This window comes from Phyllobacterium ifriqiyense (assembly GCF_030817885.1).
In the GTDB taxonomy this organism is placed as follows: Bacteria; Pseudomonadota; Alphaproteobacteria; order Rhizobiales; family Rhizobiaceae; genus Phyllobacterium; species Phyllobacterium ifriqiyense.
In genome coordinates, this window is record NZ_JAUSZT010000001.1 from 45,045 (window position 1) to 60,977 (window position 15,933).

A 15,933-nucleotide genomic window follows, 5' to 3' on the forward strand; every position below is an offset into this window, starting at 1 on the left:
CAGGCGGCTTGCGTTCGTAGTCGTTGATATTTGGTTACAGGGAAGAAACGATGATGCCCGGCAATGGTTCCTGAGTGGCAATTACAATTGCACAGGTCGATCAAAGCGGCCTTTACCAGCCAGCTCAACAAGGTACGTATTGCCCGCATCAGGATCAGTCTTGTGATAAGCCTCGCTCATATCATGATAGGCCGTTGTAACGATCATGCTCGCCGTATCCTCGCTGACAAATGCGGGACAGGAAGGCTGCTTTACGGGCATCGTGATGGAATGTATGCGCTTACCGGATGGCGAATAGACATCCACGGCTGAACGGCCCCAACAGGCATTCCACAGATTTCCATCGCCATCGACTACAGAACCGTCAACACCGCCCTTTTCCTGGTGTCGATAAAACTCTGTCGGCTCGCCAATGGGAAGCCCGGTTTCAGGATCGGTATCGACTCGCCAGATTATATTTTTATCTGTATCTGCAAAGTATGAAATACTGCCATCGGGCGAGAAGCAGATCGAGTTTGGAATTGTTATGTCGTTGAATATTTTACGCAATTCGCCTTTTCGATACCAATAGATCGAGCCCGCCCCCTGCTCTGCTTTCTTGCCCATTGTGCCAATCCAGAAAGCACCGGCTGGATGCACGCGCGCATCGTTTGAGCGCGTAATCGGATTATCCGCCTCGATTGGCTGGTGCATTTTCAGCACGCCCGTATGGCGGTCACGAAGCACAAGCCCGGTCTCCGTGGAAATCAACTGATGCTGCGCGTCGACCACCGCCAGCGCACTCGCCATTTGCCCGAGTTGATGGATTGCGACGTCGCCGCCAGCCAAGGGTTTTTCGAACAGACGGCCCGTGACGATATCGAACCACCAGGCATTCTTCGTTAGTGGATCGTAACCCGGCCCCTCGCCCAGTTGACATGGAATATCGTAAAAAACGCTGATTTTTGGCTGATTCATCGTCAAACTTCCCCAAAAACCCGATCATATGCAGCAATTGTTGCTCTTGCGCGGTCACCCACCTCTCCCGCTGTCGCGCCAATCTTGTAAAGACTGGAACCTAGCCCGAACGTTCTAACGCCGACCTTCGCATAGGACGCGAAGCCGTTTTCATCGACACCGCCAACAGCACCGATAATGGTTCCCTTGGGTAGAATTGCGCTGATCGCCTTTATGCCGTCGGGACCGAGCACACTTGCCGGAAAGAACTTCAAGCCGGATGCACCGGCTTTCAAAGCAGCAAGCGCTTCAGTCGGCGTGAAAACGCCCGGCATGGACACCATCTCTGCTTTGGCAGCGGCTGCCAGCACGGAAGGATCGATATTTGGCGAAATGACAAGACGCCCACCGGCATCCCCAAGCCGTTGAACGTCATTTGCATCGAGCACTGTCCCAGCGCCAACAAGAACGTGCGAAGGCAGTTTTTTTGCAAGCAGTTCAATGGATTGGAACGGATCAGGGGAATTGAGCGGCACTTCGATGACATCGATTCCCGCAGCAACAAGCGCCTCCCCAATTGCCAAAACTTCATCTGGCCGGACGCCCCGCAAGATCGCGATCAGGTCGCGTTTAAGCTTGGGCCATGGAGCGGAAGAAAGGGTCATTTGAAGTTTCCTTTAACGTTTGGCCAAATACCGGAGGCAGCAACGAACAATCCTTTACGCACGGCTTCATCTGCATCCACCAGATCAAAATCCAGTCCGGCGACGTCGAACGCCTTGCCATAAAGAGTGGCCATTGCACCCGACGCGACTAAGACTATCCTATTGTTTGTTATGGATTTTTGCCCGGCTATCTCTGCACCGATAAGCAGGCCCGAAAGCCGTGAAGCAGCTGCCTCCGGTTTCAAATCATTTAGAAGCATGGCGGCGCGTATGCCAAAGAGCTGACCCAGGAGAGAGTTTCCGGCGAGCATGGATTTCAGCGCGGCAATAAATTCCGGATGATTCGCCGAAGCGGATTCCGCTGCATTCTGAATGGAATGGCGCAGGATCGATTGCTGGCTGACTAGCGCATAAAGCTCGCCGGTCATATAGGTGCCGAATGACTTGGCCCTGCCCTGTTTCAACTCTACCCATTTTGAATGGGTTCCGGGCATCGCTATGATTCCACTGGATAAATTTCTATCCAGAATGGCTCCAAGCAACTGGGTTTCTTCGCCGCGCATGACATTTGGCGTATCGTCCAACTGGCAAAGACCAGGAATAATGCGAACGTCGCGCGCCATGTCTGGCAGTTTGACGGCACCAACAAGAATGGCATTCAAATCGGCAGGAACCGGCACATAATTCGCCTCGACCCAACCCTGACGCGAGCCTGCCATGCCGCATATGACGACCGGCAGATCTGAGGGTGCTGAAAGGCTTGCAAGATGCCCCTCAAGCACAGAGGCAAACCCCTTAACGCGCGATACATCAAGCCCGTCATCGGCACGTTTTTCGCCAAGAACATTGCCCGCGCCATCGACGAGCCAGAGCCTGAAACGCGTTGTTCCCCAATCACTTAGCGCATAGATCGGGACCTGGCTCACAGATAGCCTCCATCAACGATCAGGGTCTGGGCACTCAGCATGCGCGCTGCATCGGAAGCGAGGAAAAGACAAGGTCCGACCATATCACCGGGCTGAATTTCCTCCCGCAAAACCTGCCGTTCAATGTGGTGTTTCAGGCGATCTCCCGATACCCACAATTCGCGCTGGCGTTCCGTAATGACCCAGCCAGGGGCAATGGCATTCACCCGGATTTTCTCCGGCCCCAATCGTCCCGCTAACCCCTTGGTAAGACCGATGATTCCGGCTTTCGCGGCCGTATAGGAAGGCATTTCGCCATGGTTGATCATGAACGAAGTCGAGGTGAAATTGATGATCGAACCACCACCCGCCTGACGCATGCAAGGTACAACGGCCTGCGCTGCGAAGAACTGCGGACGCAGGTTAATAGACTGGTTCTTATCCCAATATTCCGGCGTCACTTCATCAATATCGTGCCGGTCATCCCAAGCAGCATTGTTGACAAGCACGGTGATTAGGCCAATATTTTCAATGGCTTGCGCAACAGAAGCCCGCAGAGCGGCCACATCTGAAAGATCAGCCTTGATATAAAGCGGGCGGTTTCCGTATTGGCTTTCCATCTGTTCCACCAGCGCATTGGAAGGCTCGTCGGCAATGTCGATGAAGGCAACGCGCGAACCCTGACGCACAAAGCCTTCAGTCAATGAAGCGCCGATGCCGGAACCCCCGCCGGTGATAAGCACAGATCGATCTTTCAGGTCGGGAAAAATAGCGGAAGGCATCATGGCAGGATTCTCATAAGGCTGAGTTAATTCCATTATATGGAACTATGTTTGACTATGCTGAATTGTCATCCTATGCTGCAAGAAGTCAAGGAAAATGAGTCTGGTCAATGGTTCAACTTCGCACAACCAAATTTCTATTGGCGATTGTAAATTTTCAGCAAAAATCGGGGATTCTTCGGTAAATATTGCTCAAGTTACAGCAAAAGCGGGAGCAAATCGCCCCAGACACTCCAGGAACAGGAAAAACATGAGCAAACCGCAAAGAGTGGCGACCGATAGGGTAAAAAAATCCGGTGGCAGTCAAGATACCGGCACGCTCGGCAAAGCCATCAGCGTTCTTGACATCATAGCCAACTCTTCCGAGGCGCTGCGTTTCACGGATGTGCTGAAACTTTCCGACCAACCGCGCGGCACCCTCCACCGGCAAATTTCCAATCTCATCGACGAGGGGCTTATCGCGGTTAACAGGGATAATTGTTACACGCTAGGATTGCGATTGTTGCAATTTGCATCCAAAGCGTGGGCTGGCAATGAATTTCGCAATGTCGCCGCCCCTCACATCCAAAAGTTGCATGAGGCGACAGGCGAGACAGTGCATCTTGGCGTGCTGCGCGATATAGAAGTGATCTATCTGGACAAGATCGAGAGCCGCCAGAATATCCGCATGGTTTCACAGATCGGCAACACCGCGCCCGCCTTTTGCACCGGGGTCGGCAAAGCTGCGCTTTCGGCCCTTCCAGACGATGAATTGCGCGAGCGGGTCGAGCGCATCGAATTCCGGCCATACACCCCCAACACTTTGGCCGATGCCGCAGCCCTCCTATCCGAGATCAGCACCATACGAAGCACCGGAAATGCCTATGACCGGGAAGAGCATGAACTGGGGATTACCTGCGTTGCAGCACCGATTTTTTCCCGCACCGATGCGCTGTTCACTGCCAGCGTTTCCGTGACAGGTCCTGCCTACCGGGTAACGCCGGAAATGCTGGCCTCCTGGACGGAAATAACCCGCGATACCGCGGCGGCCATCATGCAGAGTATGGCAATCCAATTGTCTCCGCGCAGCTAATATACTGAAAAAATTGAATTAATTTTTTTTAAAGCTGCACACGCGGCTTTGTCAAATTTCTGTCATTGAAATCAAAAAGTTACCACAAAGTTAACACAATTGGCCTTTTTCCCACTTGACGTAAGATGCCGATAAATTTCAACCTCCTAGTACTTTCGGATTAGGTGATCCGAGAATCGGAGGAATATTATATGTCTTTTTATGCTTCTGACGCAGCTGTTTCCGCCCGTAAAACCCGTCTAAAAACATTCCGCAAACATCTTACTACAACAGTCTTCACCACCATCTTACTCACCGCGGCAACGGCAGGTGCAATCGCCCAGCAACAGCCCAGATATTACAATGCTGACGGCACGCGAACCGATGATTTCGAAGCCGCAAAGAAGAGCTGGCGCGATGATGCCGAGTTCAACGGCAATGATGTCCTGAAAGCATTCAATGCCGATGCAGCCTATGCAATGGGCTTCACCGGTAAGGGCACCAAGCTTGGCGTCATCGATCAGCCGGTCTATGCCGCTCACTCGGAATTTGCCGGTGAAGGCAAAATGAACTTTGTCAAAACCGAAGGCACGAGGCTTTACACCGATCCCTATATTCCCGTGAAAGCCGGTGACCACTTCGTTGCCGATGGCAGGCAGTATATTGACGGCTATGGTGGCATTTCCAGCCATGGTACGCACGTCGCCGGTATCGCTGGCGCCAATCGCGATGGCAAAGCCATGATGGGCGTGGCCTTCGATACCAGTATCTTTGCCGCCAGCAATTATGACGCAGGTCCAGAAGATGGCGTTGTACTTGGCAATGATGGCGCAGTTTATGCTGCGGCATGGGATGCCATGATCAATAGCGGCGTCTCGATCATCACCGACAGCTGGGGCATTGGTCTTTCAAGCTCATCCTGGACCTATGCGGAAGCCTATGGGCAATATCAGGAGATCAAGGCTATTCTCGGCACTCCCGAAGGCGGTGCCTATAACGGCGCGATCAAGGCTGCAGAAAGCGGCATCGTCGTCGAATTCTCAGCCGGCAATGATGGTGGACTGGAACCAGACGCCCTTGCAGGGCTTGCAACTTTTCGTCCTGAACTGGAGAAAAATTGGCTGACGACAATGAGTGTCGTTGCTGACGAGACAAACCCGGATGGCTATTCACGAAGTGGCTTTTCCAGCATTTGCGGCTATTCCAAATATCATTGCGTCGCCGCTCCTGGCACAAACATCAATAGTGGTGTGCCGGTTGGCGACATTACCGGCCTTAATCCCGGCGATGTAATGGACGACAGCAGATTCACGTCTGGCTATGAAGAACTGAGCGGTACTTCTATGGCAGGCCCGGCCGCGACCGGTGCCTTCATGGTGCTGAAGCAACGCTTCCCCTATCTCTCCAATGGCGATGTCAACGAAATTCTCAAGACGACATCCACCGATCTTGGCGAAGCCGGGGTTGATAATGTGTTCGGCTGGGGTCTGATCAATCTCGACAAGGCAATAAAGGGCCCCGGCCAGTTCCTGAGCCGTGTCGAGGCAAATCTGCCCGCCTCCTATCGCGGCACCAATGAAGAAGTCTGGAGCAATGATATCTCACAGGACGCGCTGGACCAGCGGTTCGTTGAAGACCAGCAAACAATCGCCGATTGGGAAGCCAAGAAAATCACAGAAGGCTGGCAGAATGGCATAACCGAAGCCAGCAAGGAAAAAATCCGGCAACAGGTCATAACGCAATTTCCGGATTCCAACTTCCCTGCGGCCATCGAACTAGTCAGGGACCGATACGCGAAACTCGACATTATCAATCTTCCTCAAAACCCGCCTTTAACTGATGAGCAGCTCGAAGCTGCCAATGCAGCATTCGAGGCGGCGGATGCCAAGATGCTGGCGGACCCTGCAGCAACTGCCCTATGGAATGCATTCGTGGCAACAGCTCCAAACACAAGCATTCCGAGGGCGCCGCAATTTGTCGATTTCTCGGCTACGCCTGAAGCCAGTGCCGAAACAATTCGCGGCACGATCACCGATGACCGTATTGCCGGAGCGCTGAAAGAATTTACTGCCTATGAAGCACTCGTTCCGACACTGACCGAGAAACTGAATGACCCGAACAATTATATTGGCGGATTGACAAAAACCGGCATGGGCACGCTGCGGCTGACAGGCGACAGTACCTATAGGGGTGATACGCTCATCAATGGCGGCTTGCTTGCAATTGATGGGTCCATCACTTCCAAGGCTGTCATCAACGATAGAGGTACGCTCGGCGGCATTGGCGCAGTTGGCGGTATCATAGCCAATAATGGCGGCACGGTCGCTCCCGGCAATTCGGTAGGCACCTTGACCTCAAATGGCGATGCAACCTTCAACACGGGTTCAACCCTGCATATTGAAGTCAATGGCAGTGAGGCTGACAAGCTCGTCGTCAATGGCACGACGACCCTGCTTGGCGGCGTTGTTCTCCTGACGCCGGAGACCGGAGCCACGACAAAACCCAGCGCACAGGAGGTGCGCTCCGCCCTCAATAGTAACAGCTATAATTTCCTGACATCGACGGGCGGCATAAACGGCCAGTTTGCAAGTGTTCAGTCGGCCTATGTGTTCTATGATGGCGTTCTCGCCTATGCTCCGACCGGCATTGCGGCAAGCTTCAAACGCAACGCATTGGGCTTTGACGATTTCGCCAAGACGCGCAATCAAAGAGCGGTTGCAAAATCCATTGAAACTGGCGGCGCTGGAAGCTCTCTTTACGACACAATCGAAACCAGCACGGTTTTTGACGCCGTTGCAGGCACCTACCAATCGCTGACCGGCGAAATCCATGCGACGCTGGACGGCGTTCTGATTGAGGATGGGCACTTTATCAGTCAGGCGGCAACAGAACGTCTTCGCGCGGCCTTTGACGGCGTGGCTGTCACCCCGCAGGCAACGATCACCCCTCTCGCCTATGGTCCGGGCGAAAAAGCAACGGGCAGCGAAGCCTTTGCCGCAATTGCTCCGGCCGATCTCTCCCCTACCCTTTGGGGTCAGGCCTATGGCGCCTGGGCGCATGCCGACAGCGACGGCAATGCCTCCGGCTACAGCCGCGATACGGGCGGGTTCGTCACCGGCCTTGATGGCGTGATTGCCGAAACATGGCGCTTCGGCCTCTTGGCAAGCTATGGCAATACCTCGTTGCATAGCGGTGGGGCCAAGGCCGATGTGGACAGCTATCAGGTCGGTGTCTATGCCGGTACGCAGTGGGATGCGCTCGGGCTTCGCCTGGGTGTCAATCTTGGTCATCATGAGATCGACACGGATCGCGATGTGGTGCTTGGCGGTGTTACCAACGGCCAGAATGCATCCTATGATGCCCAAACCGTTCAGGTCTTCGGTGAACTCGGCTACAAGGTCGAGACGCAATATGCGGCGCTCGAACCCTTTGCTGCTGCCCGCTACACGCATCTGAAAACCGATAGTTTCCAGGAAGATGGCGGCGATGGCGCATTGACCGGTCTGTCCGGCTCCAGCGATGTTACCACGACAACGCTCGGGCTTCGCCTTTCGCGCAATTTTGCGCTTAGCGAAACAACCGTGCTGACGGCACGCGGCATGGTTGGCTGGAACCACGCCTTCGGTGATGTAACGCCTGAACGTGAGCTGGCCTTTGCGGGCGGCGCGCCCTTCTCCATCGAGGGCCTGCCCATTGCCAAGAATGCCTTTGCTGTCGAAGCCGGGTTTGATGTCGGTATCGGCAAACGTACAACGCTCGGCCTCGCCTATACCGGCCAGTTCTCCGGCGACACACGCGACAATGCCGTCAAAGCCGACCTGACAGTCAAGTTCTGAGACTGCACAACAAACTAAAAACCCTCCCCGCATGCGGGGAGGGTTTCGCATTTGAAATTGATAGCTGGATTAAACAAAGAACGCTTCCAAACGAGCCTGCCGCAAGCGTTCTTTACTGGTTGGCTTCGAGCGCTTCCTTGGCAAGTTCATTGCCCTGATCGGCGGCAAGCTTCCACCAATGGAGAGCCTTCTTCATATCCTTTTTAACGCCGCGTCCCATATTATAAAAGACGCCGATATTATATTGCGAGGCGGCATAACCTTGTTCTGCAGCCAGCTGAAACAGCTCCATGGCCTTTTTATAATCCTTGTCCACGCCAACGCCTGCCGCATATTGCAGGCCAAGATTGTCGAGCGCGACCGAGTAGCCCTGATCGGCTGAAAGCTGATAAAATTCAACAGCCTTTTTCGGGTCCTTGGGCAAACCGCCCCGCCCTTCAAGATACATGTTTCCAAGGCTCATCTGCGAGCGGTATGAACCCTGCTCCGCTGCCTTCGTATACCAGACAACTGCCTCCTTATCGCTCTGCTCGACGCCTTCGCCACTCTCATAGGCATAACCCAGATAGTTCTGCGCATCCGCATTGCCCTGATCCGCAGATTTCCGGTAGAGGGCAGCAGCAGCAGCCTTGTTCACCTCAACGCCATAGCCATTGGCATAGACATTGGCGAGGTAATATTGGGCCAGTGCATCGTCCTGATCGGCACCTTTGGTCAGCCAGATGAGTGCCTGCGCATCATCTTCTTCAACGCCAATGCCGTTGGAATAGAGAAAGCCGAGATTGCGTTCGGCCCGCGCCAATCCCTGCTCTGCCGCCTTGCGATACCAGAGCACGGCTTCCGCCGGATTTTCCTCCGTGCCAAGCCCCAAGCGATAAACATCTCCTATGGCATTTTGCGCGAGCGCATAATTTTGATCCGCCGATTTGTTGAGCAGATCGCGGGCCTTTGCATAATCTTCCACGCCGGTATAGCCGTTGAGAAAAATGCTGGCGACGCCATATTGTGCTGCAGCTTCACCCTTATCGGCGAGCGGCTCCCAAAGCTTCAATGCAGTGACATAATCTTCATTGTCAAAGGCGATCTGGGCCGCATCTGACCAAGCCAAGGACGGAACGGACAGCACAAGGCTGGCCGCCAGGAAAATAGCTCTGAAATTCACAATCGCACCCCGCGCCTCATTGATCCCTTGAGGACTATGGCGCGGCATGCCGGAATGCAAGTGGCCCGATTCTGAAATTTTCTTTCAATCGGGAGCCACCAAGCTCTAATTCTTCAAGATGAAATCCGCAGGCCGTGAGTGCTCAAGCACGAGATCGGCATTGGGCATATCATTGGATAATGCCCTCGCCTGTGCCGAGCCGACATTATAGCCGAAACCGAGCCAGCGCTGCACCAACCGGTTTTCAAGCTCAAGCCGGTCCACCTGCAAGAATACCGTCATGTCGAACAGCGGTTCCAGACGGTTCCAGGGTGCCTGATCGAGCAGGAGATAATTGCCTTCAACAAGCAAAATCCGCTGATCCGCCTTTACGATATCTGCTCCCGCCCGCGCTAGATCAAGCTTGCGGTCGAAAAGCGGGATAACGATATCCTCGCCGCCCTCGCGAAGCCGCCTCAGCATGACCTCGAAGCCAGCGCAATCAAATGTGGGTGGAGAACCCTTGCGCTTGCGCATGTCCCGCGCATCGAGAATGGCATTATCAAGATGAAACCCATCCATCGGCACGACCACCGCCGCATCCGGATCGCGCGCATTGATGGCGGCGCAAAGCGTCGCTGAAACCGTGGATTTGCCGGCACCCGGAGGGCCGGCAATCGCCACGACAAGCCGTTTCGTATCGGCGGCACGGGCGAGAATAGCCGAGACCAGATCTTGCGCGGTCACGGCTTCCTGCCTGTCGTCCAAAAGGGTCAGGCCAGCCATTTGTCGTAATCGGAAACGAGCAAATGCAGCGGCGCTTCATCTTCTTCGATATTGGAGAAGCGGCCGATCGGCTCACGGAAAATATTGTCGGTCAGATCGTCATTGACCGTCGAAACTTCACCGATCAGCACATCGCCGCCCTCGCCCCAGAAAGCGTGCCAATTGCCCGGCAACAGCGTCACGCTCTCACCCGGTTGCAGCTTCAAAAGGCCGCCTGCCTTCTGGCGCACGATACGGCCATCAGTGGCAACTTCCACATCGGTCTTTTCGTCTACGCTGCCATCTTCATTGGAGTTGAAAAGTTCCAGCACCAGCGTGCCGCCGCCGCGATTGATGATATCTTCCGCCTTGACGATGTGGCGATGCATGGGTGACAGCTGCTTCTCGCGGCTGATCATGATCTTTTCGGCATAAAGCATGCCGCCACCCTTTTTCAGATCTTCCTGATTGCCGTTCCGGGTGGTGAAGAGAAACAGACCAAGTTCATCGAACTTGCCCTGACCGTAATCGGTGATATCCCAACCAAGACGCGCATCGAGAATTGCCTTGGCATCGCTTGATGTGCGAGCCTTCAATTCTTCCGGCGACCAATAGGCGAAGGGCGGCATGACATAGCCGAACGAGCGAATGAACTTGTCGCTCTCGCGGATGATCGCATTGATTTCAGAACGCTTCATTCTCAAAAATTCCTATGGGTATAGTGGGTCGATTGGCAGCTGTATATCTCCCCTTTGCGGGGGAGATATACTTGTAATATTCGTTCAGTTTACCTGTGCTGGCGGCGTTTTCGCTCCGGTCATAAAGGCGACGGCGTCCGACATCGTATATTCCTTGGGGTTGATCACTGTTAAGCGTTTTTCCCAGGCGGTGGATGTGAATACGGTCTGCCACTTCGAAAACATGTGGCATATTATGCGAGATCAGCACAATTGGCAGCCCGCGTTTTTTTACATCCTGAATAAGCTCCAGAACGCGGCGCGATTCCTTGACGCCGAGTGCAGCTGTCGGCTCATCCATGATGATGACTTTGGAGCCGAAAGCCGCCGCACGCGCCACGGCAACGCCCTGACGTTGGCCACCCGACAGGGTTTCCACCGTCTGGCTGATGTTCTGGATGGTCATGAGGCCAAGCTCCGTGAGCTTGTCACGCGCCATCTTTTCCATCGCCTTGCGGTCGAGCATGCGGAACAGGCTTCCCGCAATGCCGGGTTTGCGCAATTCACGGCCGAGGAACATATTGTCGGCAATTGAAAGCGCGGGAGACAGAGCGAGGTTCTGGTAGACCGTCTCGATACCCGCATCGCGCGCTTCCATGGGCGAGCGAAAATTGATGACCTTGCCATCCAGTTTGATCTCGCCCTCATCGGGATGCACGGCACCGGAAATCGCCTTGATCAGCGAGGATTTTCCAGCGCCATTATCGCCGATAACCGCCAGCACTTCGCCGGGGTAAAGGTCGAAATCGGCGTGATCCAGCGCCGTGACACGGCCATAGCGCTTGACCAGACCGCGTGCTGTGAGCAGCGGGGTCGCGGAGGTTTGTGTCGTGCTCATCAGCTTGCCGCCTTTCTGATCCACTGGTCGATTGCCACAGCTGCGATAATCAGCACGCCAATCATGAGATAGGTCCACTGCACATCCGTGCCATACATGCGCATGCCGAAAGAGAATACGCCGACTATGAGCGCACCGAAGAGCATGCCGAGAATGGAGCCGCGCCCACCGAACAGCGACATGCCGCCGATAACCACAGCCGTTATGGATTCAATATTGGCGAACTGGCCAATCTGCGGTGAAACCGAGCCATTGCGGCCAATCTGGGCCCAACCGGCCAGCCCGCAAATGAGGCCCGCAAAGAACATAGACCGAGACAAGCACGCGCTTGGTGCGCACGCCCGAAAGCTGCGCAGCCTCCGGATCGTCGCCGATCGCATAAAGATGACGGCCCCAGGCAGTATAGTTGAGCACATACCAAAGCAGCATGATCAGCAGGATCATGGCGAACACGCCATAGGTGAACATGGCCCCGCCACCCAGATTGATCTTGTCGCCGAAGAATTGCAGCAAGGGAGCGTTCTGCTCGATCTCCTGGGCGCGGATCGTCTCATTATTGGAATAGATATAGGTCGTGGCAAGAAATATCTGCCACGTGCCAAGGGTGACGATGAATGGCGGAAGTTTCACATAGGCAATCAGCATGCCGTTGATGAAGCCGCAAAAGGCACCGAGCGCCAGCCCGCAAGCGACAGCCACCTCAACAGGCAGGCCGTAGCGGAAGGTAAACTGCCCCATGACCACCGAAGACAGAACCATGATGGCGCCGACGGAAAGGTCGATACCGGCGGTAAGAACGACGAGGGTCTGCGCCGCTCCGACGATGCCGACAATGGCCACCTGCTGCAGGATCAGCGTCAACGCGAATGGCGTGAAGAAACGCGATCCGACCAGCGCGGCGAAAATGACCAGCGACAGGACCAGAACAATAAGGGGGACGGCTGCCGGACTTGAATGCAGGAAATGCCGTATCTTTTCCAGCGCGCTCTTGTCATCGCTGTCAAAGCTGGCGACGGTCGTCGCGCTTTGCGTCAGCACGCTTTCGAACTCCTGCCCCTTATGAGGCGTTCGCTCTGTTTCTGTCATAATGTGACCTCCCTAGAACAGGGTAATGAATTCTGTTGAAAACAAAAGGCTGGGCGCGATGCTAACCCTCCTCCTTGTGGGAGGGAAGCTGCGAAGCAGCAGGGAGGGGTCTTTACAAAGTGAGAAGAACCCCTCCCCGTCGCTACGCTCCGTCCCTCCCCCCAAGGGGAGGGTAAGACCGCTTAGATCAGCCCCAGCACTTGGCCAGGCCGTCCTTGACGCTGATCGACTCAACACCCTTGACCGGCTTGTCAGTGACCAGCGCGACGCCGGTATCGAAGAAGGTCTTGCCTTCCGTTGGCTTTGGCTTTTCGCCAGTATCGGCAAACTTCTTGATCGCTTCGATGCCGAGCGCTGCCATGGCAAGCGGGTATTGCTGCGATGTCGCGCCGATAACACCGGCTTCAACATTCTTGACGCCCGGGCAACCACCATCGATGGAAACGAGCAGAACGTCCTTTTCCTTGCCGACCGCTTTCAGAGCCTCATAGGCACCGGCAGCTGCAGGCTCGTTGATCGTGTGCACGACATTGATGCTTGGGTCTTTCTGCAGAAGGCTTTCCATTGCCTTGCGGCCGCCTTCTTCATTGCCATTGGTGATGTCGTGGCCAACAATGCGCGGGTCAGTTTCGTCGCCGATCTTGTTGATATCGGCAACATCAATGCCAAAGCCCTTCATGAAACCCTGATCGCGCAGAACGTCAACCGATGGCTGCGATGGGGTGAGGTTGAGGAAAGCAATCTTGGCATCCTTCGCCTTGTCACCCAAAGTACCGGCAGCCCACTTGCCGACCAGTTCACCGGCCAGAAGATTATCCGTTGCGAAGGTCGCATCGGCAGCATCGACAGGATCAAGCGGCGTATCGAGCGCGATAACCAGAAGACCGGCATCACGTGCCTGCTTGACCGAGGAAACAATACCGGCTGTGTCAGATGCTGTGATCAAAATACCCTTGGCACCATCGGCGATGCAGGTCTCGATTGCCGCGACCTGGCTTTCACTGTCGCCGTCGATCTTGCCCGCATAGGCCTTCAGCTCAACGCCGAGTTCCTTGGCTTTGGCCTGCGCACCTTCCTTCATCTTGACGAAAAACGGATTGGTGTCTGTCTTGGTGATCAGGCATGCGCTGACATCCGCAGCCTGTGCAGGCGCGGCCAAAGCGGCCAGAGCAACGACAGCCGCTCCAAATACCGTGGATTTCAAATATAGATTCTTAGCCATGTGTGACTTCCTCCTATGGACGCGGCAAGCGCATACTCGTCCGCATTGAGACCGTGTTCGACAGGTCCCTGTTCAATTTTCTAAACATCTCGGACAGTTATCCTCCCGGCCAAGTGCACTATAAGCAAATACCACTCGTCCCAACCTGTCAACATTAATAAATCACTGTGATTTAATATTGACAGAAGCCGGTCCCCGTTCCATTGTCCCAGGGAAATCGGGAGGAATTTCGTTGGCTATTCGAGTATCGGAGCGAAGTGCCGCCGCGCGGCCGTCGCATCATCACGGTACGAACCAGAGCGGCATGCGCGATCACAATGAGCGTGTGGTGCTGTCGCTGCTTCGCCAGCATGGCAGCCTTGCCAAGACGGCGATTGCGCGGATGAGCGGGCTCTCCGCCCAGACAAGCTCAATCATCATGCGCATGCTGGAAGCCGATGAACTGCTGATCCGCGAAGAGCCTTTGCGCGGGCGGATCGGTCAACCCATGATCCCCATGGCGCTTAATCCTGAAGGCGCATTCTTCTTTGGCTTCAAGATCGGGCGGCGCAGTGCCGACCTTGTGCTGATCGATTTTCTCGGGCGCATCCGCTCAATGCGCCATACGCCCTATGATTATCTGGCACCGACGCCGATCTTTCGCATTGCTGCAGAAGGCATGCGGGACATGCTGGCCGAACTGACACCCAAACAGCGCGAAAGGGTCGCCGGGATCGGTATTGCCGCGCCGTTTGAGCTGTGGAAATGGGCCGATGCCGTCGGCGCGCCGCAGGAGGTGCTGGACCAGTGGCGCGACTGCGATATCCGTGCCCGAATCCAGGAACTCTGCTCCTTCCCCGCCTATTTGCAAAATGACATGACCGCCGCCTGCGGCGCAGAGCTTGTCTTTGGCCAAACCAAAGATATCAATGATTTCGTCTATTTCTATATCGGTTCGTTTATCGGCGGCGGTATCGTCATCAATGGCAGTCTTTATCCCGGGCGCAGCGGCAAATGCGGGTGCGCTTGGCTCAATGCCGGTATTCGGGAATGACGGCACGGCCCGCCAGCTCATCGATATGGCTTCAATCACCGGTCTTGAGCGCGTCGTCACCACGCTTGGCCGTGACCCCTCGCCGCTCTGGGCTTCGCCTGACGATTGGGGACAGATGGGCCCTGAACTCGACGAGTGGATCGACACAGCCGGCAAAGCGATTGCGCAGGCCGTCGTCGCATCGGCCTCGGTTGTGGATTTTGAAGCCGCAATTATCGATGGCTGGATGCCTGAAGATGTTCGCGCCCGTGTCGTGGAGGCCGTTCAAAAACATATAAATACGTTCCGGCTGGAGGGACTATCGCTTCCCTCAATTCTTGCAGGAACTGTTGGGATCCATGCCCGTTCACTGGGAGCCGCCAGCCTGCCCCTGGCTGACCGTTTCCTTCTGGGCCAGAAGATTTTCAGGAAAGAAATTTAGTGCATGCAAAATTATGGCTTTAAGAAAAATGGGATGCCGATTGCTATTCTCTCTGGTGATGTCCCATGTTGATTGGAATTTCCCCAATGCTGGGGCCGGAACTGCTGGCCACACTGCGCGCCATGGGACATGGCGACGAGATTGCACTCGTCGACGGCAATTATCCGGCGCAGGAAGATGCACGGCGGCTGATCCGCGCCGATGGTCTGCCGCTGATTCCGCTTCTCGATGCAATCTTGCAAGTGCTGCCTGTCGATGACTTCGTACCACAGGCATTGTTCCGCGCTTCCGTAATGGGCGATCCGGACCGCGCCGACCCTGTTCACCACGAAATGCAGGCTGTCTGCTCCAGACGCGCACCGGGGTTTGAATTGGTTGCGCTCAATGGCGAGGCACTCTATGCGCGCATCAAAAAGGCGCACACGATTGTTGCGACAAGTGAACCTCGACTTTATGCCAATATCATCATCCGCAAGGGTGTGATTTATCCAGATAAGTCCTGAATCCAGAGAGAT

At 55.0% G+C, this 15,933-nt stretch carries 11 protein-coding genes and 3 pseudogenes; 4 read left to right on the plus strand and 10 right to left on the minus strand.

Translation table 11 applies throughout. The features are described from left to right. Positions 1-81: 81 nt before the first annotated feature. From QFZ34_RS00195 to QFZ34_RS00210, 4 genes are read right to left on the minus strand one after another with little or no spacing between them, the layout of a single operon-like run. Positions 82-957 carry an SMP-30/gluconolactonase/LRE family protein gene (locus tag QFZ34_RS00195; protein WP_307275312.1) on the minus strand — a complete coding sequence of 292 codons (876 nt, stop codon included), beginning with the start codon at positions 955-957 and terminating at the stop codon, positions 82-84. Between the two features lie 2 nt (positions 958-959). Then, complete coding sequence (locus QFZ34_RS00200; RefSeq protein WP_115053678.1) at positions 960-1,601, minus strand: 2-dehydro-3-deoxy-6-phosphogalactonate aldolase; 642 nt, start codon at positions 1,599-1,601, stop codon at positions 960-962. After that, the gene (locus QFZ34_RS00205; RefSeq protein ID WP_307275321.1) at positions 1,598-2,527 is read right to left on the minus strand and encodes a 2-dehydro-3-deoxygalactonokinase; all 930 of its coding nucleotides are present in this window, start codon (positions 2,525-2,527) and stop codon (positions 1,598-1,600) included. Before QFZ34_RS00205 ends, QFZ34_RS00200 begins: the two co-directional genes overlap by 4 nt. Continuing rightward, positions 2,524-3,291, minus strand: coding sequence for an SDR family NAD(P)-dependent oxidoreductase (locus tag QFZ34_RS00210; protein ID WP_307275325.1), 768 nt, complete (start codon positions 3,289-3,291; stop codon positions 2,524-2,526). Before QFZ34_RS00210 ends, QFZ34_RS00205 begins: the two co-directional genes overlap by 4 nt. 247 nt (positions 3,292-3,538) lie before the next feature. Between QFZ34_RS00210 and QFZ34_RS00215 the strand changes: the two genes are divergently transcribed. Next, positions 3,539-4,360, plus strand: a complete 822-nt coding sequence (locus tag QFZ34_RS00215; protein ID WP_307275328.1) for an IclR family transcriptional regulator — start codon at positions 3,539-3,541, stop codon at positions 4,358-4,360. A 191-nt stretch (positions 4,361-4,551) separates the two neighbouring features. Further along, positions 4,552-8,175, plus strand: coding sequence for an autotransporter serine protease (locus tag QFZ34_RS00220; protein WP_307275330.1), 3,624 nt, complete (start codon positions 4,552-4,554; stop codon positions 8,173-8,175). Between the two features lie 112 nt (positions 8,176-8,287). Here the strand turns inward: QFZ34_RS00220 and QFZ34_RS00225 are convergent, their stop codons facing one another. The 6 genes and pseudogenes from QFZ34_RS00225 to QFZ34_RS00250 all read right to left on the minus strand — a co-directional run bounded on the left by QFZ34_RS00225 (position 8,288) and on the right by QFZ34_RS00250 (position 13,946). Further along, a complete protein-coding gene (locus QFZ34_RS00225; RefSeq protein WP_307275332.1) occupies positions 8,288-9,385 on the minus strand; it encodes a tetratricopeptide repeat protein in 1,098 nt (365 codons plus the stop codon). 57 nt (positions 9,386-9,442) lie between these two features. Beyond that, positions 9,443-10,102, minus strand: coding sequence for a nucleoside/nucleotide kinase family protein (locus tag QFZ34_RS00230; RefSeq protein ID WP_307275335.1), 660 nt, complete (start codon positions 10,100-10,102; stop codon positions 9,443-9,445). Continuing rightward, on the minus strand, positions 10,090-10,779 hold the full coding sequence (locus QFZ34_RS00235) for a D-lyxose/D-mannose family sugar isomerase (protein WP_115053671.1): 690 nt from the start codon (positions 10,777-10,779) through the stop codon (positions 10,090-10,092). The genes QFZ34_RS00230 and QFZ34_RS00235 overlap by 13 nt, the downstream gene beginning before the upstream one ends. An 84-nt stretch (positions 10,780-10,863) precedes the next feature. Continuing rightward, positions 10,864-11,656, minus strand: a pseudogene (locus QFZ34_RS00240) (ATP-binding cassette domain-containing protein). Further along, a pseudogene (locus tag QFZ34_RS00245) lies at positions 11,656-12,742 on the minus strand (ABC transporter permease). The pseudogenes QFZ34_RS00240 and QFZ34_RS00245 overlap by 1 nt, the downstream one beginning before the upstream one ends. A 187-nt stretch (positions 12,743-12,929) precedes the next feature. Then, positions 12,930-13,946 (minus strand): sugar ABC transporter substrate-binding protein, encoded by a 1,017-nt coding sequence (locus tag QFZ34_RS00250; RefSeq protein ID WP_115053843.1) that lies wholly within the window; start codon positions 13,944-13,946, stop codon positions 12,930-12,932. 322 nt (positions 13,947-14,268) lie between these two features. On the opposite strand from QFZ34_RS00250, the pseudogene QFZ34_RS00255 reads away from it, so the two are divergent. Both QFZ34_RS00255 and QFZ34_RS00260 read left to right on the plus strand, forming a co-directional pair. After that, positions 14,269-15,418: pseudogene (locus QFZ34_RS00255) on the plus strand (ROK family protein). 65 nt (positions 15,419-15,483) lie between these two features. Continuing rightward, positions 15,484-15,921, plus strand: a complete 438-nt coding sequence (locus QFZ34_RS00260) for an RbsD/FucU family protein (protein WP_115053668.1) — start codon at positions 15,484-15,486, stop codon at positions 15,919-15,921. Positions 15,922-15,933: the final 12 nt, after the last annotated feature.